Below are 21098 nucleotides of genomic sequence, written 5' to 3'. Positions count from 1 at the left end.
ACGCAGGCGTCTCACTAATGCAATCCTGAAGCTATGCGCGCGATCTGGAAGGGCGCGGTTTCGTTCGGCCTGGTGTCGATCGCCGTGAAGCTCTACTCCGCCACCGAGGAGAAGGACATCCGGTTCCACCAGGTGCATCGCACCGACGGGGGCCGGATCAAATATCAACGCACCTGCTCGATCGACGGCGAGGTGGTCAGCTACGACGACATCGCCAAGGGATACGACATCGGCGGCGGCGAGATGGTGATCCTCACCGACGAGGATTTCGCCGACCTGCCGCTGACCACGTCCCGGGCGATCGACGTGCTGGAGTTCGTCCCGGCCGACCAGATCGACCCGATCCTGTTCGCGAAGGCGTACTACCTCGAGCCCGAGGGTCAGGCCGCGAAGCCGTACGTGCTGCTGCGCGACGCCCTGCAGGACGCCGACCGGGTGGCGATCGTCAAGATCGCGCTGCGGCAGCGGGAGCAGTTGGCCACCCTGCGGGTGCACGAGGGCGTGCTGGTGCTCAACACCATGCTCTGGCCCGACGAGGTGCGCACCCCCGATTTCGGCTTCCTCGACGAGGACATCGAGACCCGGCCGGCCGAGCTGGCGATGGCGTCGTCGCTGATCGACTCGATGGCGGGCAGCTTCAAGGCCGACGAGTTCACCGACAACTACCGGGCCGCGCTGCAAGAGGTGATCGACGCCAAGGTCGAGGGCCGCGAGATCGTCCAGCCGGAGGAGGCCGAGGAGGCGCCGGCCGCCGCGATCGACCTGATGGCCGCCCTGAAGGCTTCGGTCGAGCGGGCCAAGAAGGCGCGGGGCGAGGAGCCCGCCAAGCCGGCCAAGAAAGCCGCCAAAAAGGCCGCCCCCGCCAAGAAGCCGGCCAAGAAATCGGCGTGACTAGAGTTGGCGCGTGGCACTGACGTGGGCTGAGTCTTATCTGGGCAAGGTACGGGCGAGCATCGGCGACACCGACACGATCCTGTTCGTCGGGGCGCGCGGCGTGATCATGGACGATCAGAACCGTCTGCTGCTGATCCAGCGCTCCGACAACCATCGGTGGGCCATCCCGGCCGGCGCCATGGAGCTGGGCGAGAGCATGGAGGAGTGCGCGATCCGCGAGGTGTGGGAGGAGACCGGCCTGCGGGCGACGTCGCTCACCCCGTTCGCGTTCTACAGCGCGTACACGTACACGAACGACTACGGGCACACGTACCAGCAGATCCTGATGAGCTTCCGGATCCACACGTGGGAGGGCGAGCTCCAGCGGCAGACCGAGGAGTCCGTCGACGCCGCGTTCTTCCCCCTCGACGCGCTGCCCGCGAAGTCCTTCGTGATCGACGAGACCCTTAACGATCTTGCATCCTTCGAGGCCACCGGCCGTCTCGTGCTGAAATGACGTCGCGTCCCCGGGGCGCTGCCACGTAGCATCGCGCCACGTGAGCAAGCGCCTGGGTCTCGATCTGAGCCCGCTACGAACTTCCCGCGACTACCGCCTGGTCTTTCTGGGTGGGTCGGTGTCGGCTTTCGGGTCGTTCATCACGTACGTCACCATCCCGTACCAGGTCGCGAAGCTCACCGACGACCCCCTCATGGTCGGCCTGCTCGGCGTCTGCGAACTGGTGCCGCTCCTGGTCATGGCGTTCGTGGGCGGCGCGCTCGCCGACTACGTCGACCGCCGCCTGCTGGTCCGCGGCGGCGAGCTGGGCCTGACCGTCCTCACTGGCGTCCTGCTGCTCAACGCCTTCTCCGACCGCCCGCACCTGTGGCTGCTCTACGTCATCGCCGCCCTGGCCGCCTGCGTGGACGGCCTGCAACGCCCCGCCGTCGAGGCCATGGTCCCCCGCCTGGTCGAGCCCGAACAGCTACCCGCTGTGATGGCGCTGCAGTCACTGAGCATGCAGATCGCCCAGCTCGGCGGCCCCGCCCTGGCCGGCCTGCTGATCTCCGCCGTCGACCTGACCTGGGTGTACGCCTTCGACCTGCTGACCTTCGCCGTCTCTCTGACCTGCCTGACCCTGGTCCGCGCCGTCCCACCCCCGCCCGCCGCCGACCGCCCGTCGATCCGCTCGGTCATCACCGGCCTGCGCTACGCCAAGTCCCGCCCCGAGCTGCTCGGGACGTACCTGGTCGACATCAACGCCATGTTCTTCGGCATGCCCCAGGCCCTCTACCCGTTCCTGGCGACCCAACTGGGCGGCCCTCGCATTCTGGGCCTCCTCTATGCCGCCCCGTCGGTGGGCTCGCTGATCGCCACCCTGACCTCACGCTGGACGGCCAGGGTCCACCGCCACGGCCTGATGGTCCTCGTCGCCGCCACCTTCTGGGGCCTCGGCATCGTCGGCGTAGGCCTCTCCAACACCCTGTGGCTGACCCTCTTCTGCCTGGCCTTCGCCGGCGGCGCCGACATGATCTCCGGCATCTTCCGCTCCATCATGTGGAGCCAGACCATCCCCGACCACCTCCGGGGCCGCCTGGCCGGCATCGAGATGCTCTCCTACACGACGGGCCCGCTGCTGGGCCAGCTCCGCTCGGGTCTGATGGCCCGAACCCGCCTGGGCGTGACCGGCTCGATCTGGCTGGGCGGCGTCCTCTGCATAGCCGGCAGCGCAGCCCTGGCCGTGGCCCTGCCCCGTTTCCGTCGCTACGACGGCGAGCACGGCTTGGCCTTGAAGAAAGCCGCCGACGAGGAGTGGCTCGCCGCAAGCACCGCGCGTTCCGCCGAGGTCTGACGCACTCCGCGAACGGCAGAAGCCCCGGTCGGACCACCGAAACCCAGTTGTCGCAAGCAGACCTGCGACGTACCGTCACTCACCGTGAACAACCACAGCCCGACGATAAAGTTCGGGATCACCACCGACGGCAAGCGGTCATCGTACTGGCGACTACGCGCTGGGGTTAAGCAGCCCGAGCTCTTTCTGGAGCGCGAGGCGTATGGGAAGAAGTGGCACTTTAGTCTTCACGCCTCCGGCCAGTGGCACATGAAGGAGAGCGGCAAGACACAGGTGACGTGGACGAGGCCTGCCGAGGTGGCACCTGGGTACACCAGGGCCGTCGGGATCGTGGAACCCATCGTGGCCGCTCACCGGAAGGACCCGGCGCCCCAGGAAGTCGTGCTCGTTCCGGTGGCCCTCGAGACCCAGATGAGCACGGTCTTCAGCATCTTCATTGAGCGGCCGGGCGCGAACCTGAACGACAGCTGGCCGGGGAGGAACGCCGATCACAGCACCTTCATAGGCCGGATCCCGCTGGCTACCGGCGGTGGGACCTGCGTTGTCGTCGCCTCCCAGGCGCCGCTCCAGCCCGGTCGGGTGGAGATGCCCCGGCCGAGTGACGACGAGCTGCGTCAGATGCGGGAGTGGGCGGTCAACGGCGTGCTCGTGACGACAATCGTCGGCGAGTTCACGGACGGCGCTATTGCGCTGATCGACCTTTGTGCCGACCCGAGTGTCGTGGCGACAATCGACGGCGCCTTGTCGTGACGGCACCTGCCTACGAGGATCCGGTCCGGGCGTTGACGTCGCTTCCCCGTCGGATCTATCTGGACACGTCGATGCTGTAGACCATTTACGACTACGCGGAGAGATCTTCGAGAACGAGCCGTTCGAGCCGACCGGACGGGCGGCGAGGGTTCGTGGGCTCGCCCAGGCGATCGACGCGCTCCGAATGATCTTTGCGGTCAACGAGCGCGCCGGCGCGAACGTGAAAGCGGTTCAGCGGATGCTCGGGCGCGCCTCGGCGTCGATGACCCTGGACGTGTACGCGGGGCTGTTCGGCGACAACCTGGACGCGGTGGCGAGCCGCCGTGCGGACTATTCGCGGACTACGGCCCTCGGCGGCGCGGTGATCGACCTCAGGAAACGACGAAGCCCAGGTCGGTGACCTGGGCTTCGTACCTGAGCCGCCTGACGGAATCGAACCGTCGACCTACGCATTACGAGTGCGTCGCTCTAGCCGTCTGAGCTAAGGCGGCAACGATGGATAAGTGTACGGTATCCGTCCCCGGAGTCTTGACCCGGGCACTGCTTTGGGTCGTCCGCCGGGACTAGTGTGCCAGGCGTGACCGACGATCACCCCCGGCCCGTCGAGGCGGAGCACGTCGTCCCGCCCCGCCCGCGCAGCATGGATCCCAAGGAGCTCGGCTTCACCCCGCAACGGCCGGTGGGCTGGCTCGCGCCGCTGCTGCTGCTCAGCACGGGGCTGCGCGCGCTGCTGGCGATCCTGTTCGGGGCGTACCTCGACAAGCGCGAGCTGCAGAACTCGCTGGACGGCGAGTGGTTCGACCATTCGGCGACCGCCGACGGCGAGATGTGGCTCGACTACGTGGCCGACCTGGGCGACGGCTTCCACGCGACGTACTCGATAGCCTGGCTGCTCGCCCAGCCGCGCCTGGAGATCGACGGTGACGAGCTGCCCCGCGGCCGGCTGCTGCTGATGGGCGGCGACCAGGTCTACCCGCTGGCCAGCGGCGACGGGTACGAGAGCCGGATGAAGGGGCCCTACCGCGCGGCGCTGCCCGAGCCGCCGGCCGGCGAGCCACGGCCCACGATGTTCGTGCTGCCGGGCAACCACGACTGGTACGACGGTCTCACCGCGTTCCTGCGCCTGTTCGCGCGCCGTAAGGACGGCCACATCGGCGGCTGGCGCACCCAGCAGCGCCGGTCGTACTTCGCGGTCAAGCTGCCCGCGGACTGGTGGCTGTTCGCGATGGACGAGCAGTTCGGGGCGTACATCGACGATCCGCAGCTGCTGTACTTCGAGAAGGCGGCCCGCCACGTCGGTCCGCAGGACAGGGTCATCCTGATGACCCCTTCGCCCAAGTGGGTCAAGGCGGCGGACGATCCCAACGCGTACGACGCGACCGACTACTTCATCCGCACCATCCTCGCGCCCACCGGGGCGAACGTGCGGGTCCTGGTCTCCGGCGACCTGCACCACTACGCGCGGTACGACGGGCCCGACCGGCAGCTCATCACATGCGGCGGCGGCGGGGCGTACCTGCTGGGCACCCACCAGCTGCCGGGCAAGCTCACCGTCCCGCCCGAGGAGACGCTGACCCGCAGCAAGAGCCGCAGCCGGGAGTACGAGCTGAAGAGCCGCTTCCCCGACGCCGCCACCTCACGGCGGATGAGCTGGGGAGTCTTCCGCCGGGTTCCGGCGCGCAACCCGGGCTTCGCCACCATGCTCGGCATCATCCAGACACTGACCATGCTGGCCATGGCCGGCGCGGCCAGCCAGGGCGGCAGCATCCAGCGGCTCTTCACGATCCCGCTCGGCCTGATGGTCTTCATCATCCTGGCCGGCACGGTGCTGTTTGCCCGGCCGCCCGGCGCCGCGTTCAACAATCACGCCCGGCATTGGCTGTTCGGGCTGGGGCACGGCTTCGCCCAGATCGGCCTGGCCATCCTCGGCACCTGGGTGTGGCTGCAACTGCCGCCGCACAACTGGACCGGCCCGGCGCCGCTGGCGGTGGCCGCGGTCATCTATCTGCCGATCATCGGCTTCCTGTCGACCCAGTTGTGCGCGCTCTACCTGCTGATCGCCGGCCAGTTCCAGGTGAACGTCAATGAGCTGTTCGCCGGCCAGGGCATCGAGGACGCCAAGAGCTTCCTGCGCCTGCACATCGCCGCCGACGGCTCGCTGACCATCCACCCGATCGGCATCGACAAGATCTGCAAGAAGTGGGCGCCCGACCCGGACGCCGAGCCGCACAGCTCCTGGCTGCGCCCGGACGCCCCGCTGGTCGCCCACCGCATCGAGACGCCTATCCGGGTGCGCTAGTTGTAGCGCTCCTCATGGCTCTGCCGCGGGCCGCACACCGAGGCCCGGCTGCACGAGCAACGCGACCCGTCGGCGTCCATGCGGACCACGACCTCGTCTTTCGGCACGCTGTGCGCCACCACCCGGCCGTCGCCGTCCGGAGTGGTGACCCGGGTGCCGACGGCGGGGGCCGACGCCTGGAACTTTTGGTACAAAGGATGTTCGTATTTGAGGCAGCACATGAGGCGGCCGCAGGCGCCCGAGATGCGCAGCGGGTTGAGCGGCAGGTCCTGATCCTTCGCCATCCGGATCGTGACCGGCTCGAAGTCGGTGAGGAAGGTCGCGCAGCACAGGTCGCGGCCGCAGGAGCCGATGCCGCCCTGCACCCGTGCGGAGTCGCGGGCCGACAGCTGCCGCAGCTCGACGCGGCAGTGCAGGGTCGCTCCGAGATCGCGTACGAGCGAGCGGAAGTCGACCCGGTGCGGCGCGGTGAAGTAGATCGTCGTGCGCGGGCCGCCGGAACCGCCCTGGTCGAGCACGTGATCGACGGCGACCACCTTCATCGGCAGCTCGTGTGCCTTGATCAGCTTTTTTGCGGCGACCTTGGCCTCGGCCTTGCGCTTGCGCAGCAGCTCGTCGCGGCGCAGATCGTCGTCGCCGGCCAGGCCCGCCACCTTGGGGAACCCGGACGTGTCCTCGTCGACCCACTGCGTCGCCCAGACGCACTCCGCCACCTCGGGCCCGTCGTCGGTGGGCACGAGCACCCGGTCGCCGACCTGGGGCGAGAAGTCGCCCGGATCGAGGTAGTAGAGACGGCCATACCGATTGAAGCTGACCGCGCACAGCATGCCCATGGACACCACCCTACGACGGCAGATCGGCCGTACCAAATGTCGGCTTTGAACTACCCGCTGGGGTTGTCGCATAGATACGACGCAACCGCCCAGATCGACCTTCGTTGGGCAGACCCGTAGACGCCAACCCATCGCGGAACACTTCGGGAGGGAACTGCCATGAAGCCCGCTAGGTCGCTGGCCGCCAGTGTCGCAGCACTCGGATTCGCCGGTTCGGTAGCCGCGCCGCTGCCCGCCTTCGGCGCGCCCGCGCCGTGTGAGAGGGCCGAGAGCTACGCGGCCCAGTCCGGCGCCGAACTGCTCCGCATCGATCGGCTGGAGGTCCGCGCCGGCGAGGCGGAACGGCCGGTGACCGAGGACTCGGGGCCGCCGGCGGGTGCTGCCGCCCGGGTCCTGGACGGGAACGTCGACCCGACGAAGGACAACCCCGACGACAGCGACACCCTGAGCGAGGGGATCGGCTTGGCGGGGTCTCAGCTGCTCGAGTCGATCCTGCACCCGACCAACCCAATCCTGCCGCGCGCGGTCAACGGCGAGTCCGCCGAGACCGATGCCGGCGGCGCCGAGCCCGATGCCGGCGGCGCCGGGCCGGCCGACGAGTCCGATGAGGACACCGGCGGCATGGGCGGCGGCAGCGTCGTCGCGGAGGTCCCGGACACGGACGACACCACCGCAGACAACCCGAACGACGAGGACCCGGCCCGCCCGGCCGCCAAGACGGCGCGGCTGAGCGATGTCGGTCTGGGCGAGGCGCGTACGGCGATGGTCGGCACCTCCAAAATCAAGTCCGCGGCGGTGGCCCGCGTCCTCGACGGCAAGGCGGACGGCAAGTCGTCCTGGACCGAGCCGGTCCTGCAGCAGGCGCCGCCGAACAATGCCAAGCCGATGACCCGCTCCACCTCCGCCGGAAAGGCCGGCCCGCTGAAGCTCGGACGGGGCGAGCTGTCCGGCCACGCCCGGTGGGATGCGGCGATGGCCTGCGGCCAGGCGGTCGGCGAGACCGCTCGCGCGCAATCGGCGGTCAACGGGGCCGGCGTCCTCAGTGGACCGGAGAGCGCTCTGGTACGCGTACCGGAAAAGGCAGCAAGCCTGAGCACGACGGCGCTGGAGGGACGCGCCGGCAGTGCCCACTCGGTGGCCTCGGCCACCGTGACCGCCGGACGCGTCGAGCTGGCCGGCGGGAAGGTGCGGCTGCGGGTATTGAGGGCGCCGAAGCTGGTGGCGAGCATGGGCGCCGACGGTGGCGACGTGCGGTACCGGCCCGCGCAGATCGAGATCTCCGGCGACGGCATCGCGACCAAGCGCCTCGACGCGGCCGGCGAGTCGGCCGACGTGACGCTCCGCCCGGACCGGCAGGCGACCGAGTCGGGGGTGCTCGACGCCGCGGGCCTGGGTGGCCTGCGCCCCGCCAGCCGGCCGCTGCCGTTGCCGCACGTGCCCGGCCTGCCCACGGTGAGCGCCCCCAGCCCGGTCACCGAGTCCACGCCGGCCGTCGGCACGCGGGTGCACATCGAGCTGGGCAGCGCCCGGCGGGCCACGAAGGGCCGCGCCATCGCGGCCCGCGCCACCGCGATCCAGGTGTCGATCACCCAGGGTGGCGCGGTTTCCGGCGATCGCACCAAGTCCGGGTACGGCGGCAAGCCCGCCACAGCCTCGCTCGATCTCGCCTTCGGTCTGCTGGAGGCGGCCGCGGTCGCTCCCGAGCGCGGCACCGCCCCGGCCGACACGTCGGGCGCCGCCGGTGGCCTCCCGATCACCGGTCCCGGGGTCGCCGGGCTGGCCGTGGGAGGCATCGCGTTGCTGCTCAGCGGGGCGGCCGCCGTGGTCTTCGGCAAGCGTCGGCGTCGATCGCACTCCTGACGCAATCACCCAGATGGACAGCCATCGATCCCCCGACGGCCGAGCCCGCATCGACGGTCGTGCCGTCCTGCTCCGCCGAGCGTCCCGATCCGGCCCGGAGGCCGAGACAACGGTCGATGAATGGCGTTGAGTGGGCAACACCTGTGGGGGGTGCAGGAGGACGCGGCGTCGCATTCGGAGCAACGAACCCGAATGCGGCGCCGCGCCCACATCCGGCCCTCCTACATCGGGATGGCCTCGGCCAACTCCGCGGAGGCCTGGAGCAGATCGTCGGCCTCCGCGTAGCTTTCCGCGATCGTCCGTAGCACGTGGGCGCCCACCCCGGCCGCCGCTTCCGGCGCGTCGTCGGCCGCCAGCGCCAGCGCCTCTTCCGACCCGAGCGCCGTGGCCAGCGCCACCGCCAGGTCGGCCCGCGCTTTCGCCATCCAGTCGATCAGCGCCTGGGCGAGGTCGGCCGAGGCCTCCAGCCGCTCGTCCAGACTCTCGCCGTCGCCGCTCAGCCGGTCGGCCACCCGCCCGCGCAGCTCGGCGTAGGCCTCCGCGGCCTCGCCCTCCCACTCCTCCGGCGGCGGCAGCTCGGCGGCCACGTCGGCGCAGGCCCGGGCATCGGCGCGCAACAGGCCCACCGCGTCGTCGAACTCACCGGGCCGCAACGCGGCCACCGTCCGCGCCGCGTCGCCTGGCAGCAGCCGTACGCGTCGAAGCTGCCGCCACACCTCGTGATCGGCCGGCGCCCCCATCGTGCCGAGCAGGTCGTCGACCCGTGACAGCAGCGGCGCCGCGACAGCGAGCACCGAGTCGAGACGATCCATCACATCTCCCGGCCGATGCGCCGGCGGACCGCCTCGTCGGTCTCGGCGTAAGCCCGGTGCGCCGCCCGCACCGCGCCCGCCGCCTCGGCGAGCTGCCCCGCGAGATCGGCAGCCTCGCGGCCGCGCGCCTCGAGCACGGCGGCCCACCGGCGATGCAACTCGTGCCCGAGACGGCCCGGCATGCCGGCGTCGTCGGCGCCGAAGGCGGACGCCGTGACGGCCAGGGCCGGGAGCCGGCGGTCGACCGTCGCGAACGTGTCGGCCGCCCGGTCGAGCCGGTCGGCGAGGTGACTCATCTCAATCCTCTTTCAGCGGGTGCAGCCGGCCGAAGAACTCCTCGTGCAGCTTGGCCCGAGCCCATCGGGCAGCCTCCGAGGCCTTGGTCACGACGGCCTGGATCTCACGGGCGAACTCGCTGGCGCTCCGATGCTGGAGCGAGCCGGTGATACGCACGTCGGTGATCTCTCCCTGAGCCGTGACCACTACCTCGATCGAATCGTCCGGCGAATGAACCGACACGGAATGCGACGCCACGACCTGCTTGAACTCGCTGCGCAACTCATCAAGGCGTCGATACCGATCGATTGCATCGTCGATCCACCCCTCGTCGATCTCGCGCGCCATCCCACAGGCTCCTCACCGCGCGTCAGCACGTCGTCGCTTTCCGGGACCAGACCGTACCTGTAACGGTCACTCCTCCGCTACGCCCAGTTGTCCTCTGTGGATAACCCGTTCCGGCCTCTCGTTGAAGAGTTGTCGGACCCGCGCAATACCATCAGTGCCGTGACAGACGTCTTCGCTGACCTGGTGGGCCAGGACGAGCCGGTCGAGACGCTGCGCCGCGCCGCCGGAGCCGCCGCCCGGGTCGTGGCCGGCGAGCAGGTGACGGCCGGTGCGATGACGCACGCCTGGATCTTCACGGGCCCGCCCGGCTCCGGCCGCTCGGTCGCCGCCCGCTCGTTCGCCGCGGCCCTGGAGTGCGAGCGCGACGGCGTCGGCTGCGGCGAGTGCCACGGGTGCCACACCGCGCTCGGTGGCACCCACGCCGACGTCCGCTTCGTCGTTCCCGAGGGCCTCTCCATCGGCGTCAACGAGATGCGTGCCCTGGTGCTGCGCGCCGCCAGCGCCCCATCCGGCGGCCGCTGGCAGGTCGTCGTCATCGAGGACGCCGACCGCCTCACCGAGCAGGCCGGCAATGCCCTGCTCAAGGCGATCGAGGAGCCTCCGCCCCGCACGGTGTTCCTGCTGTGCGCGCCGTCCACCCACCCCGACGACATCTCGGTGACGATCCGCTCCCGCTGCCGCGTGATCACCCTCCGCCAGCCGCCCGCCGACGCCGTCGCCGAGGTTCTGGCCCGCCGCGACGGCGTCGCCCAAGACGTCGCCTCGTGGGCCGCCGCGGCCGCCCAGGGCCACGTCGGCCGGGCAAAGCGCCTGGCCCGAGACTCCGACGCGCGCAGCCGCCGCGACGCCGTGCTGGCCGTCCCGCGCCGCCTGACCGGCGTCGGCGCCTGCTACGAGGCCGCCTCCGCCCTGATCAAGGCGGCCGAGGCCGAGGCGGCCGAGTCCTTCGCCGAGTCCGACGCCGCCGAGCGCTCGGCCTTGGAGCAGGCTCTCGGCGCCGGCGGCACCGGCCGGGGCGCGGCCGGGGCGATGCGCGGCGCCGCCGGCCAGATCAAAGACCTGGAGAAGCGGCAGAAATCCCGGGCGACCCGCTCGAAGCGGGACGCCCTCGACCGGGCGCTGGTCGACCTGGCCGGCTTCTACCGCGACGTCCTGGTCACCACGCTGAAGGCGCCGGTCCCGATCGTGCACACCGACGTGGCCCAGCAGTCCGGGGCAGCCGCCGGCAAGTGGACCGCCGAGAGCACCCTGCGCCGCCTGGAGGCGGTCCTGGCCTGCCGGGACGCGATCGATCAGAACGTCAAGCCCGACATCGCCGTGGAGGCGATGATGCTCACCCTCTGGCGCGGCTGAGCGCGAAGGGTTCGACCGGCCTACGACGAATCGTCGATCTCGGCGGCATTGGCGTTCGAGGGTTCGGCTCGACTGACGGCATGCGAGGTTCGTTTCCAGGGCACCGCCATCCCGCCGTCAGGGTGAAGGGCCCGCGTGAGAGCTGCCGCCGCGAACGCCCGCTCGAGGTCGTCGATGGTCTTGCAGCGCTTGAGGAGTTGGTGGAGGACCCACATCCGCTCGATCGTCCCTGCGACGATGGCAGCGGTCGGGCCGGCAACGATGAATATGACTGCCTGCGTGAGATTCACGTGCACCGCCGGATGCAGGAAATGCAGGAAGCCGAGTCCTGTCGGGACTCGGCTCCGTACGCGTCAAGGTGTTATCGGCGCAAGAGGACACGCCTGTACCGGAATGGAGTAGACCCGCCGGCTCCGCTCGGAGATGACAACGGCACCCGATTGCCGCCGGGTGCCGTTGCGGTGTCTCTCCCTCGTGGGCCGGACACTGCAACGAGCACTGGGTCGTCACCGCTGAGCTAACCAACTGCAACGACTCAACACAAGGGTGAATCCGGCGTCACGAAGAGTGGTGTGAGCGTGCTCGCTTACCGTGCCTTCAACGGCTTGATGGAGTTCGCCAGGGCGATCGCCACGACCAGCAGCACCATCACCGCTAGCAGCGCCTTCAGCACCGTGTAGTGGTCGCCGAGGAAGCCGATCAGCGGCGGCCCTCCGAGGAAGGCGCAGTACCCGATGGTGGCGACCACGCTCACCCGCGGCGCCGCGTGGGCCGGGTCGTCGGCGGCCGCGCTCATGCCGACCGGGAAGCCCAACGACGCCCCGAAGCCCCACAGCAGCGCCCCGGCGAAGGCCACGGCCGGCCACGGACCGAAGACGAACAGGGCGAGGCCGGCGACGCTGACCACCGCGAGCACGCGGACGACCGGGACGCGGCCGTAGCGATCGAGCCAGCCCGGCCCGAACCAGCGGCCGACCGTCATCGCGGCCAGGAACACGGCGAACGCCAGGGTGCCGACGGTGGCGGGCACGCCGTACCCGTCGATCATGGCGACGCTGATCCAGTCGATGCCGACGCCCTCGGTGAAGGCGAACGCCAGCACGAACAGGCCGATCAGCACGGTCCGCGGCTCCCGCCAGGTGGCGAGGGTGCGGCGCAGCCGGCTGGACGGCGCGGACACGGCGTGCGCGGGCTCGTCGGGGACGACGTCCGCGGGGTCCTCGTCCGGCCCGAACGACCGCACCGAGGCGATCACCACGACCGCGACCACCGCCGCGACGACCAGCAGGTGGATGGTGACCGAGAGGTGCACCGCCACCGCGAGAGCGCCGACCAGCGCGCCCGCCACGGTCCCGACGCTGAAGCCGGCGTGGAAGCGCGGCATGATCGCCTTCCCGAGCCGCCGCTCGACGACCGCGCCCTGCACGTTCATCGCGACGTCCCAGGCGCCGTTGGCGAAGCCGAAGCAGAACAGCCCGAGCACCACCGGCAGCACCCCGAACTCGTAGCCGAGGGCCACGCCGGAGATCGCGATCCAGAGGATCACGGCCATCACGGTGACCGTGCGCCGCGAGCCGAAGTGGGCAACGATCTGCCCGGCGAGCGGCAGCGCCACGATCGAGCCGGCCGCGATGGCGAGCAGCACGAAGCCGAGCCGCGACGGGGTCAGCGACAGCTCGTCGCGTACCTGCGGGATCCGTGACGCCCAGCTCGCCCCGGCGAAGCCGAGCATGATGAACGCCGTGTACACCGCCTTGGTCGCCTGCCGGACCGGCGTCGCGACCATCTCGATCGTGCTCATCAGTGCGTGTCCTCCAGCAGGCGGGCGACGATCTCCCGGGTGTCGGCGCGGTCGAAGGTGGCGGTGGACAGCGTCAGATGCATGACCATGCCCTCGATCTGGGCGTCCACGCCGCGGGCGGTCACCGGATCGACGAACCGCTCGAGCACGGCGCGTGACCGGCGCATCCAGGACTCGGTCACGCTTCGGAGCGCCGGGTCACGCAGGGCGGCGAGATAGAGCTCGTACGCGACGACCCAGTCCCGCGGATCCATGCTCGCCCCGCCGTGGATCAGGTCGGTCACCGCGTCGATGAAGCCCTCGCGGTCGCGTACGTCCTCGAAATGCGCCTCGTAGAGCGGCGACATCCGCTCGGCGTGCCGTTCGAAGGCCTGCGCCAGCAGGTCGTCGAGGCCCTCGAAGTGGTAGGTGAGCGAGCCGAGCGGCACGTCGGCGACGGCCGCGATCCGGCGCATGGTGGTGCCGGCGACCCCGTGGGCGGCGACGACGTCGATGGCCGCGTCCACGATCCGGCTCTTGCGCTCGGGGTCGTACCGCCGCGGCGACCGCGCCACGGGAATGGTCCGCGTGTTCATGCGTACGATCGTACACAGCATATGTACGCTCGTACACAACTCGGCTGACTAGACTCTCCGCTCGTGATCTGGGATGTCGCTGTGGTCGGGGCCGGACCCGCCGGACTAGCCGCCGCGCACGCCGCGGCCACCGCCGGCGCCACCACGGTCGTGCTGGAACGCGCGACCCACCCGCGCTACAAGACCTGCGGCGGCGGCCTGATCGGCACGTCCCTCGCGATCGCCGAGCCCCGCATCGAGACCGTCCCGGGCCGCGACACGATCGACGCGGTCACCTTCACCCGCGGCGGCCGGCGCACCTTCACCCGGCACGCCCGCGGCGGCCCGCTGCTCACCATGGTCAGCCGCGACGACTTCGACCACGCCTGGTACGAGGCGGCCGTCAAGGCCGGCGCCACCGTCCGCCAGGAGTCCCAGGTCAGGTCCATCGCCCAGGACGACGAGACCGCGACCGTGACCCTGGCCGGCGGCGAGGAGATCGTGGCCCGCACGGTGATCGGGGCGGACGGCTCGGCCGGCGTCACCTCCCGCCACGCCGGCGTCACCTTCGATCAGCAGGATCTCGGCCTCGAGCTGGAACTGGAGGCCACCGAGCAGGACCGCCGCGACTGGCGCGGCCGGGTGCTGCTCGACTGGGGCCCGTTCCCCGGCTCGTACGGCTGGGTCTTCCCGAAGAACGACCAGCTCACGGTCGGCGTCATCATGACCAAGGGGCACGGCGCCGAGACCAAGCGGTACCTTCGCGACTTCGTCGCCCAGCTCGGCCTGACCGACCGCCGCGTCGTGCGCGACTCCGGCCATCTGACCCGCTGCCGCCGCCCAGACTCGCCGCTGCGTAGCGGCCGGGTGATCGTCGCGGGCGACGCGGCCGGCCTGCTCGAGCCGTGGACGCGGGAGGGGATCAGCTACGCGCTGCGCTCCGGCTCGTGGGCCGGCGCCGCGGCCGCGTCCGGCGACCTGACCGCCTACGAGCAGCGCGTCGAACGAGAGCTCGCCCCCGAGATGGCCGCCGGCCGACGACTGCTGGCCATCCAGATGAGGCGGCCGATGCTGATCCATGCCGCCATGGCGATGCCGGTCGGCTGGCGCGCGTTCGAGATGTTCTGCCGGGGCCGGCTGGCGATGGCCAGCGTGATCGAGCGGCCGGTCATCCGCACCGCGGTCAGGCTCTTAGGCGCATAGCCGGCGGGGCCACGGCGCCCACCGCACCGGCGCGGCGAACCCACCCCGCCGGGCGTCCCGGGCATCCCGGCTGGTCAGTGGCCCCTCGCGGCGCGCGCTGAGCCCCACGCCGATCAGCCGGGTCTCGAACCAGGACCCGCCGACCCCGCGCCGCACGCGCTCCCACAGCCCGCCCTCGATCAGCGCGCCGACCTGACCGCGCAGCACCCCGATGAGCTCCGCGGGTTCCTCGGCGCAGGCCCCGCACCCGCAGGCCGGCAACATGTCGACCCACCAGCGGCCGAGGCGGACCATCAGCCCGGGGAAGTCGGTGAAGGCGACCGCGAGAGGACCGGCCGCCGGCGTACGCGGAATGAGCCGCACCATGCGCACGAGGGCCTCCTCGGCCCCCAAGCGCTCCTTGCTCTCCCGCCGCTCCACCATGTAGCGCTCGTGCAGATCGTCGAGCAGCGTCTCCGCCGCGTCATGCAAGACCGCGAAGCGTCCGGTGTCGGTTGCGTGCGGGAAAGCCCTCACCTGCGCCAGTATGCCCCGCCCGGCCAGGGGCGGCTGCCGGTACGCGGGAGCTTGGCGAATGATGAAGGACTCAGTAGCGGAACTCGCCGTCGGCGACCCCGTCGACGAAGGCGGTCCACTCCTCCTTGGTGAAAGACAGCGCCGGCCCGTCCTGGGCCTTCGAGTCGCGCACCCAGATTTGGCCATCGACCTCGGCAACCTCGACGCAGGTACCAGTCCCGCACCGCGATGATCGTTGCCACTGCGCGTGTTTCGTTGGCCTGTTCAATTTCTGCACCTCCAGACGGTGTCCGCCATCCACGGTAAGGGAGCATCGGAAGAGGCTGGAGAAGTTTACGTGAGTGAATATGCGTCTATGCCACATTCATCACGGAACGAGCAAGTTGCCGGTCGGCATAACGCCGGATTAGCGAATTATGTCGTATTTACCGAGGTCGCTCGCACCTGATCCTGGAGGGTCTTGATGCGATCGGCGAGGAAGTCGAGCGTCTCTTCCTCGGTGGCGGCGGCGTGCCAGATCTTGTCGAAACGATCGTGGTATTTCTGCACCGAGCGATCATCGATGATCTCGTCCTGCAACCCGGTCTCCACGTACAGCACCTCGTTGCGCTCCCCTTCCTTACCCGATTCGAGGGTCAGGAGGTCGAACGTGGCGTTGTTGGTCACCGTGTAGCCGCTGTCGAATCGGAGCACGCGCAGCTTGATCTTGTCAGCGGTGATCAGATCGTGCAGATCCTGGAGTTGCTCGAGAAATACCTCGGGGCCACCGATCGGGCGGCGGAGCACGGACTCGTCGAGCAGTGCGTAAATGTGGAGCCCACTGCCGAGCCGGGCCAGAACGGCCTCGCGGCGCCGCTCCCTTGCCTGGGCACGCATCCGGCGTGTCTCCACGAGGATGTCGTCCTGCTCGAAATTCGCCAGGTTGGCCCACGTGTACGCCGGAACCTGCAGCGGGCCCGGCATGTAATACACCTGGTAGTAGCGGATCTCCACCGCCTCGGCCTCGAACTCGACCAGGCGGAGCATCGGGGCCGTCATGTGTTCCTTGACACCGGGCTTCTGATACCACTCGCCCCGCGGCCTCTTCCGCGCGATCTTGGTCAGCTCCAGCAGCTCGTTGACGACGGCACGATCCCTGACCTCGAGAAAGCCCAGAAGGGGGCGAAGATCGTTCGGCGCGATGCTGACATCACCGTTCTCAATCCGGATGACCTTGCTGAGGGACCACTCCATGGCCTCGGCCACCTGCGGTTGAGTCACGTTGGCGCGGTCTCGGGCGTCACGTATCGCCAGGCGCACCTTGTAGCGCGCAATCGTCGGCGAAACCTCCTCGGCCACTGCTCCTCGCCAATCTCTCGCTGCCACGCATCGGATCTGCCGGCTCGCTGGTCGCGTGCCCGGTGATCAGCAATGGCACCATGTTATACACCGCCGCACCGGAACAAAACATTGTGTCTAATCCAGTGCGGCGGCCGACCCTCAGAACGGCCCGCGGCGAGGCGGCCCGGCGGTGAGTCGTTTAGTTGAACTCCCCTGCTTTGACGCCCTTGACGAAGGCAACCCACTCATCGGTGGTGAAGGCGAGCGGTGCGGACTGCGGGTTCTTGGAATCGCGAACGAGAACAGCGTCCGAGGTCGTCGCGACCTCGACGCATGCGCTGCTGCCGCAGTAGCTGCTCTTCTGCCACTGTGGCATCTGATCGGTGTTCACTTGAAAGCCTGACCTTCCGAGTCGGCGGTGTTTTCGCGTGCTAGAACCTTGCCACCCCTGGAATGGTTACGATGCTGTCGTCATCCCAACTCATTGACCAGCCTCCAGACAAAATGATCGTGTCATCTTTCCTATCGGCAATTTTCCAGAGCTTTTGACAACGATCATTACGGCGCGCGACCTAGCCGATCGCAGCGACTCTGTTGATCGTGAAACCTCGAAGGTTGCGTCCGCTCGGCTCATCTTCCCGGCGACCACGGTCGGGCAACCCATCGGCGCATGCGGCATCGAGCGCAAGCGACGTCGCGCATCAGTGAGCGCGTCAACCTCGACCATGAGGTCCTTCAGCTTCGAGAAGATGATGTTGGGGACGGCAGATAACCTGCGACATCGCTGGATGACATGATGCATCCAGCGAGGTCGCGCGATAGCTTACTTACCGTCGTACCAGATGGGAAATCCGCATACGGCGTTTCCCAAAAACTCGACCCGGTCATCGCGTCATCAAATCTTGACGGTCCGCTATAGCACCTGGTAACCAGGGCTCCCGCTAGCCGGCCACGAGTCCGTAGGACTGCCGCAGGGCGCGTCGCTCGATCGTGCGCCGCAGCGCGCGCGTCACCTGATTGAAGATCCGCGGGTCGGGCGAGGTGTACACAGTGACGTCCTCGGCGCGGTACCGCGCCCTGATCTCCCAGGCGTGCCCGCTGCCCCGGCGCCGCAGGGCGAACAGGGCAACCCCGACGATCGCGACGACCAGCGGCGTGGCCGCCATGGCACCGAACTTCAGCCCGGCGACGACCGCGAGGATGAGCAGGCCGAAGCCCAACGAGAACTCCACCCCGGACGGTCCGCCGCCAACGGTGCGCTCCAGACGGACGTCGTCGAGGTCGTCGATGGCGAAGATCTTGACCGCCGGGCTCTGCCAGACGAAGTGGGTGTCGGTGATGACGGCGTCAGGTCCGCGATAGTAGGTGCGCATTTCCGTCTTCCCCCCTCGGTTCCCCAGTGGAAATCCGGCGAGGAAGGAGCGACACAGAGAGAATTCCCACCTCGCTTGCCCAGGCGGTCATTCCCGTAGAGGGAAAAACGGCACCTGGTTGCCGCCAGGTGCCGTTCTGGATCTCCCCTCCGAAAATCCGCCCTCCGGACTGTCTGTATCGAGTACAGCATGGCCACCAGTCTCCCCGCTACCGCTCAACCTGCCATCTAGCAGACTGCGCACAAGCCGATCCGGCCGGATCAACGTTTTCGCAGGTCAGGTGGACTGCACGGAATTGGCGATCAGAAATTCGAGGGTGCAGCTGCTACCCAGCACGGCCAGGCCCGCCACCGCGGCCCGATACCTGCCCACGCCCTGGGCATCCGTGATGATGTAGCAGATGAGGCCGAGAATGATGGAGATGAGCACCAGGATTACCGCTACATAGGGCTTCATGTCGTTCTCCGGTTTCGGTGAGCCCCTGAGGGCACACATCCTACTCATCCGACAATCCGGTCACGTCGGAAACGACGGAAACGTCACGCGGCAGCAGCACCGTTCGTGTGCGGCGGCCACTGACGCCCGGCCTCGATCGCCCGTAGCAGCGCCCGGCCGACCTGGTTGAACACGCGGTCGTCGGCCGAGGCGTAGAGCGTCACTTCGCGCCCCTCATACGTCGCGCGCAGCTCCCAACGCCGGGGCCGATGCTGGTGCACCATCGCGAAGACCATGCCGGCCGCGCAGGCCGAGACCGCGATGGCGACCGCGACCAGCACCCCGCCGGCCACCGAGACGACCGCCGCCGCGACCAGGACGGCCGCGGCGGCGGGAAGAACGACGATTCCGGGGCGTACACCCTCCGGAACGGCGGGCGCGATGCCGACATCGCGCAGGTCGCGGATCGCGAATCGTCCGGGCGACGGTCCGTGCCGGACGAAGAGTTCGCTGGTCACGACCACGTCAGGCGCACGATAGTAGATGCGCATGGCGAACTCCCTCCCTGACTGCCTTGCGAGTCAGGGATATGCGAGCCACCATTGGCAAAGAGAGAATTCCCCGCCTCGCTCGTGTCGCTGTTCTTTGTCGAGTCTCGTCTCGACGACGGAGCTCTAGAGGTGACAACGGCACCCGGTTGCCGCCGGGTGCCGTTGCGGTGTCTCCCCTGCCACTCCGCCCTTGATGCTCTACTGGTAGTAGAGCACGCCACCCGGCTGTCCGCTACTTCTCAATCTGCCATGTTGCAGATTGCGTACAAGCCGGTTAGCAGGGAGTAGCACGCGTCACTCCTGCCCTTCTGCGGCGTTTCATTGACGTATGCACCGGGTAGGCCTCACACGGATGCCACGACGAACCTACGATTTACGCAGGTAGGAAGGGCGATGACCGCATGGAGAGCCGCCTGAGCATCGCGGGTCAAGCGGTGCAACCCATCCTGGTGATGTTCCCGCTGGGACTGTTCACGATGGCCGTCATCTTCGACGTCGCGAACCTGCTCGGTGGCCCGGGCATGCTGGGCGCACTCGCGTACTGGAACATCGTGGCCGGCCTGGCCGGTGGGTTCCTCGCGATGGTGGCCGGCGCTATCGACCTCGCCTTCGTCCGCCGCCCGGTGACGAAGCGCATCGGCGTCCTTCGCGTCCTGCTCAACATGGGCGTGCTGGTTCTGTTCGCCGTCATTCTCATGGTCCGCATCGGGGCGCCCAACCGTGCCGCGGGCGTCGGACTGCTGCTCATCGAGCTGCTGGCCCTGGCCATCTCCGGTTTCGGCCTCTGGTTCGGCGGCGAGCTGGCCAACGGGCGCACCCCCGCCTTCGCCAAGGCGGCGGTGGGAAATCGCGGCTACTAGGAGCCCCTTCATCCGGCAGGGGTGATCCCCTCCCGTGAGCCGTGCCCGACCCTGGGTCGCGACGCGGACCATGGGAGGGGTTGCCGTGAACGGTTTGCTGCTCTGGGGGCTGGTGCTCCCGATCCTGCTGGTGGTCGCCGGGACCGTCGTGATCCTGCGACGCCGCAACGACCGCCGCCGGTAACGTGATCAAACCTCGATGGCCGCTGGTCGCGGCCGGCATCGTCACGCTGGCGCTGGCCGGCTGCGGCGGAAGCGACGCGGACCAGGTGGCGAAGAGCCGGGAAGCCCTCGACGAGGCGCGCACCGAGCTGGCGGCTCAGGTCGACGGGTTCTGCCGCTCCACGGCGACCTACATCCAGGCCCTGGACCGCTACGGCGACGTCCTCACCGGCACCGCGCCGACGGTCGGCGACGTCACCGAGGCGGGCGCCGACCTCGAGGAGCCCCGCGACGAGGTGGTCTCGGGCGCCAAACAGGTGCAGGAGGCGAAGAAGGCCGTCGCCGACGCCGAGAAAGAGCTGGCCTCGCTCTCCCCGCCGCCCTCGGCCTCGGCCTCGGCGGAACCGTCGCCCAGCGCGACGCCGCCCGTCTCCGTCGCCACCGTCGACCGGGTCAAGCAGGCCGACGCCGACTTCACCGCCGCGCAGAAGGGCATCAACGCGCAGAGCCCGGTCGAGGACGCCTCCGAGCAGTTCAACGCCGCCGCGGTGGCGCTGGAGATGGCCTGGCTGCGGCTCTTCGACGAGGCCGGCTGCCTCGACGACGAGCAGCAGGAACAGGCCCACCGTGCGGTCCGGGACTACACGCTGGCCCTGCAGAAGTCGCTCGCCGAGGCCGACTACTACCAGGGCGAGATCGACGGGGTGTACGGGCCGACAACCGTGGACGCCGTCTCGGCGCTGCAGAAGAAGCACGACCTGCCGGTGACCGGAACCGTGGACAAGGCCACCGACGCGGCGCTCCAGGCCGACCTGGAGGCGAAGGGCGGCGCCGCGGCCGAGCAGGCCGTCGCCTCGACCGCGGCGGTCCAGCAGACGCTGAAGCTGGCCGGCTTCTGGCCCGGAGCGGTCGACGGCACGTGGACGCCGGAGCTGACCGAGGCGCTCAAGGCGTTCCAGACCGAGCTGAAGGTGAAGCCCACCGGCGAGGTCGACGCGGCGACCATCGCCGCCGTTCAGAAGAAGGTCACGACCCCACCCGCGCCGAGCCCGGCGACCTCCGGGTGAGC

25 protein-coding genes and 1 tRNA gene are annotated in these 21098 nt (G+C 69.3%); 11 read left to right on the top strand and 15 right to left on the bottom strand.

The window, feature by feature from the left end; translation table 11 throughout:
• Positions 1–33 precede the first annotated feature (33 nt).
• From ACQPZX_RS01885 to ACQPZX_RS01865, 5 genes are all read left to right on the top strand, one after another.
• Positions 34–891 (top strand): Ku protein, encoded by an 858-nt coding sequence (locus tag ACQPZX_RS01885; RefSeq protein ID WP_433373434.1) that lies wholly within the window; start codon positions 34–36, stop codon positions 889–891.
• Positions 892–904: 13 nt separating this feature from the next.
• On the top strand, positions 905–1390 hold the full coding sequence (locus ACQPZX_RS01880; protein ID WP_433373431.1) for an NUDIX domain-containing protein: 486 nt from the start codon (positions 905–907) through the stop codon (positions 1388–1390).
• Between the two features lie 40 nt (positions 1391–1430).
• Positions 1431–2723 (top strand): MFS transporter, encoded by a 1293-nt coding sequence (locus tag ACQPZX_RS01875; protein ID WP_433373428.1) that lies wholly within the window; start codon positions 1431–1433, stop codon positions 2721–2723.
• 84 nt (positions 2724–2807) lie between these two features.
• Positions 2808–3473 carry a hypothetical protein gene (locus ACQPZX_RS01870; protein WP_433373426.1) on the top strand — a complete coding sequence of 222 codons (666 nt, stop codon included), beginning with the start codon at positions 2808–2810 and terminating at the stop codon, positions 3471–3473.
• A 184-nt stretch (positions 3474–3657) separates the two neighbouring features.
• Positions 3658–3873, top strand: a complete 216-nt coding sequence (locus ACQPZX_RS01865) for a hypothetical protein (RefSeq protein ID WP_433373423.1) — start codon at positions 3658–3660, stop codon at positions 3871–3873.
• 17 nt (positions 3874–3890) lie between these two features.
• Here ACQPZX_RS01865 and ACQPZX_RS01860 read toward each other — a convergent pair.
• Positions 3891–3964: transfer RNA gene (locus ACQPZX_RS01860), tRNA-Thr, on the bottom strand.
• 86 nt (positions 3965–4050) lie between these two features.
• On the opposite strand from ACQPZX_RS01860, the gene ACQPZX_RS01855 reads away from it, so the two are divergent.
• Complete coding sequence (locus ACQPZX_RS01855) at positions 4051–5772, top strand: metallophosphoesterase (RefSeq protein WP_433373421.1); 1722 nt, start codon at positions 4051–4053, stop codon at positions 5770–5772.
• On the opposite strand, the gene ACQPZX_RS01850 is transcribed toward ACQPZX_RS01855, so the two are convergent.
• Positions 5769–6605: a PSP1 domain-containing protein gene (locus ACQPZX_RS01850; RefSeq protein ID WP_433373418.1), complete on the bottom strand. Its 837-nt coding sequence runs from the start codon at positions 6603–6605 to the stop codon at positions 5769–5771. The genes ACQPZX_RS01855 and ACQPZX_RS01850 overlap by 4 nt on opposite strands.
• 159 nt (positions 6606–6764) lie before the next feature.
• Between ACQPZX_RS01850 and ACQPZX_RS01845 the strand changes: the two genes are divergently transcribed.
• The gene (locus ACQPZX_RS01845) at positions 6765–8465 is read left to right on the top strand and encodes a hypothetical protein (RefSeq protein WP_433373415.1); all 1701 of its coding nucleotides are present in this window, start codon (positions 6765–6767) and stop codon (positions 8463–8465) included.
• 221 nt (positions 8466–8686) lie between these two features.
• Here the strand turns inward: ACQPZX_RS01845 and ACQPZX_RS01840 are convergent, their stop codons facing one another.
• Genes ACQPZX_RS01840 through ACQPZX_RS01830 form a run of 3 tightly spaced genes read right to left on the bottom strand, consistent with a single transcriptional unit; the run spans position 8687 to position 9901 of the window.
• The gene (locus tag ACQPZX_RS01840; protein WP_433373413.1) at positions 8687–9277 is read right to left on the bottom strand and encodes a hypothetical protein; all 591 of its coding nucleotides are present in this window, start codon (positions 9275–9277) and stop codon (positions 8687–8689) included.
• The gene (locus ACQPZX_RS01835; RefSeq protein WP_433373410.1) at positions 9277–9573 is read right to left on the bottom strand and encodes a hypothetical protein; all 297 of its coding nucleotides are present in this window, start codon (positions 9571–9573) and stop codon (positions 9277–9279) included. Before ACQPZX_RS01835 ends, ACQPZX_RS01840 begins: the two co-directional genes overlap by 1 nt.
• A 1-nt stretch (position 9574) precedes the next feature.
• Entirely contained in the window at positions 9575–9901 is a 327-nt protein-coding gene (locus ACQPZX_RS01830) for a YbaB/EbfC family nucleoid-associated protein (RefSeq protein WP_433373408.1), read from the bottom strand.
• A 159-nt stretch (positions 9902–10060) separates the two neighbouring features.
• On the opposite strand from ACQPZX_RS01830, the gene ACQPZX_RS01825 reads away from it, so the two are divergent.
• On the top strand, positions 10061–11254 hold the full coding sequence (locus ACQPZX_RS01825) for a DNA polymerase III subunit delta' (protein WP_433373405.1): 1194 nt from the start codon (positions 10061–10063) through the stop codon (positions 11252–11254).
• A 20-nt stretch (positions 11255–11274) separates the two neighbouring features.
• Here the strand turns inward: ACQPZX_RS01825 and ACQPZX_RS01820 are convergent, their stop codons facing one another.
• From ACQPZX_RS01820 to ACQPZX_RS01810, 3 genes are all read right to left on the bottom strand, one after another.
• Positions 11275–11544: a hypothetical protein gene (locus ACQPZX_RS01820; RefSeq protein ID WP_433373403.1), complete on the bottom strand. Its 270-nt coding sequence runs from the start codon at positions 11542–11544 to the stop codon at positions 11275–11277.
• 296 nt (positions 11545–11840) lie between these two features.
• Positions 11841–13055 carry an MFS transporter gene (locus ACQPZX_RS01815; RefSeq protein WP_433373401.1) on the bottom strand — a complete coding sequence of 405 codons (1215 nt, stop codon included), beginning with the start codon at positions 13053–13055 and terminating at the stop codon, positions 11841–11843.
• Positions 13055–13630 (bottom strand): TetR/AcrR family transcriptional regulator, encoded by a 576-nt coding sequence (locus ACQPZX_RS01810; RefSeq protein ID WP_433373398.1) that lies wholly within the window; start codon positions 13628–13630, stop codon positions 13055–13057. Before ACQPZX_RS01810 ends, ACQPZX_RS01815 begins: the two co-directional genes overlap by 1 nt.
• 63 nt (positions 13631–13693) lie before the next feature.
• On the opposite strand from ACQPZX_RS01810, the gene ACQPZX_RS01805 reads away from it, so the two are divergent.
• Complete coding sequence (locus tag ACQPZX_RS01805; protein ID WP_433373395.1) at positions 13694–14812, top strand: geranylgeranyl reductase family protein; 1119 nt, start codon at positions 13694–13696, stop codon at positions 14810–14812.
• On the opposite strand, the gene ACQPZX_RS01800 is transcribed toward ACQPZX_RS01805, so the two are convergent.
• From ACQPZX_RS01800 to ACQPZX_RS01770, 7 genes are all read right to left on the bottom strand, one after another.
• Positions 14801–15328 carry a DUF6226 family protein gene (locus ACQPZX_RS01800; protein WP_433373392.1) on the bottom strand — a complete coding sequence of 176 codons (528 nt, stop codon included), beginning with the start codon at positions 15326–15328 and terminating at the stop codon, positions 14801–14803. The genes ACQPZX_RS01805 and ACQPZX_RS01800 overlap by 12 nt on opposite strands.
• A gap of 70 nt (positions 15329–15398) precedes the next feature.
• Entirely contained in the window at positions 15399–15692 is a 294-nt protein-coding gene (locus ACQPZX_RS01795) for a DUF397 domain-containing protein (protein ID WP_433373389.1), read from the bottom strand.
• Between the two features lie 50 nt (positions 15693–15742).
• On the bottom strand, positions 15743–16666 hold the full coding sequence (locus tag ACQPZX_RS01790) for a helix-turn-helix domain-containing protein (RefSeq protein ID WP_433373386.1): 924 nt from the start codon (positions 16664–16666) through the stop codon (positions 15743–15745).
• A 181-nt stretch (positions 16667–16847) separates the two neighbouring features.
• A complete protein-coding gene (locus ACQPZX_RS01785) occupies positions 16848–17039 on the bottom strand; it encodes a DUF397 domain-containing protein (protein ID WP_433373384.1) in 192 nt (63 codons plus the stop codon).
• A gap of 550 nt (positions 17040–17589) precedes the next feature.
• A complete protein-coding gene (locus ACQPZX_RS01780; protein ID WP_433373381.1) occupies positions 17590–18021 on the bottom strand; it encodes a DUF6232 family protein in 432 nt (143 codons plus the stop codon).
• Between the two features lie 276 nt (positions 18022–18297).
• Positions 18298–18477, bottom strand: coding sequence for a hypothetical protein (locus ACQPZX_RS01775; RefSeq protein ID WP_433373378.1), 180 nt, complete (start codon positions 18475–18477; stop codon positions 18298–18300).
• Between the two features lie 83 nt (positions 18478–18560).
• A complete protein-coding gene (locus tag ACQPZX_RS01770; protein WP_433373376.1) occupies positions 18561–19007 on the bottom strand; it encodes a DUF6232 family protein in 447 nt (148 codons plus the stop codon).
• 401 nt (positions 19008–19408) lie between these two features.
• On the opposite strand from ACQPZX_RS01770, the gene ACQPZX_RS01765 reads away from it, so the two are divergent.
• Together ACQPZX_RS01765 and ACQPZX_RS01760 are read left to right on the top strand one after the other, a co-directional pair.
• Positions 19409–19867: a DUF2231 domain-containing protein gene (locus ACQPZX_RS01765; RefSeq protein ID WP_433373373.1), complete on the top strand. Its 459-nt coding sequence runs from the start codon at positions 19409–19411 to the stop codon at positions 19865–19867.
• A gap of 185 nt (positions 19868–20052) precedes the next feature.
• Positions 20053–21096: a peptidoglycan-binding domain-containing protein gene (locus tag ACQPZX_RS01760; protein WP_433373371.1), complete on the top strand. Its 1044-nt coding sequence runs from the start codon at positions 20053–20055 to the stop codon at positions 21094–21096.
• The last annotated feature ends 2 nt before the right edge of the window (positions 21097–21098 follow it).

Source organism: Actinoplanes sp. CA-142083 (assembly GCF_050942195.1).
In the GTDB taxonomy this organism is placed as follows: Bacteria; Actinomycetota; Actinomycetes; order Mycobacteriales; family Micromonosporaceae; genus Actinoplanes.
The sequence above is the reverse complement of the archived record's forward strand: the minus strand, read 5'-3'. Positions and strand labels throughout refer to the sequence as shown.

Coding starts and splice junctions, on each gene's coding strand:
- ACQPZX_RS01885 (WP_433373434.1), top strand. CDS start 34: ATGCGCGCGATCTGGAAGGGCGCGGTTTCGTTCGGCCTGGTGTCGATC.
- ACQPZX_RS01865 (WP_433373423.1), top strand. CDS start 3,658: ATGATCTTTGCGGTCAACGAGCGCGCCGGCGCGAACGTGAAAGCGGTT.
- ACQPZX_RS01850 (WP_433373418.1), bottom strand. CDS start 6,605: ATGGGCATGCTGTGCGCGGTCAGCTTCAATCGGTATGGCCGTCTCTAC.
- ACQPZX_RS01845 (WP_433373415.1), top strand. CDS start 6,765: ATGAAGCCCGCTAGGTCGCTGGCCGCCAGTGTCGCAGCACTCGGATTC.
- ACQPZX_RS01840 (WP_433373413.1), bottom strand. CDS start 9,277: ATGGATCGTCTCGACTCGGTGCTCGCTGTCGCGGCGCCGCTGCTGTCA.
- ACQPZX_RS01835 (WP_433373410.1), bottom strand. CDS start 9,573: ATGAGTCACCTCGCCGACCGGCTCGACCGGGCGGCCGACACGTTCGCG.
- ACQPZX_RS01830 (WP_433373408.1), bottom strand. CDS start 9,901: ATGGCGCGCGAGATCGACGAGGGGTGGATCGACGATGCAATCGATCGG.
- ACQPZX_RS01815 (WP_433373401.1), bottom strand. CDS start 13,055: ATGAGCACGATCGAGATGGTCGCGACGCCGGTCCGGCAGGCGACCAAG.
- ACQPZX_RS01810 (WP_433373398.1), bottom strand. CDS start 13,630: ATGAACACGCGGACCATTCCCGTGGCGCGGTCGCCGCGGCGGTACGAC.
- ACQPZX_RS01795 (WP_433373389.1), bottom strand. CDS start 15,692: ATGTGGCATAGACGCATATTCACTCACGTAAACTTCTCCAGCCTCTTC.
- ACQPZX_RS01780 (WP_433373381.1), bottom strand. CDS start 18,021: ATGCGCACCTACTATCGCGGACCTGACGCCGTCATCACCGACACCCAC.
- ACQPZX_RS01775 (WP_433373378.1), bottom strand. CDS start 18,477: ATGAAGCCCTATGTAGCGGTAATCCTGGTGCTCATCTCCATCATTCTC.
- ACQPZX_RS01770 (WP_433373376.1), bottom strand. CDS start 19,007: ATGCGCATCTACTATCGTGCGCCTGACGTGGTCGTGACCAGCGAACTC.
- ACQPZX_RS01765 (WP_433373373.1), top strand. CDS start 19,409: ATGGAGAGCCGCCTGAGCATCGCGGGTCAAGCGGTGCAACCCATCCTG.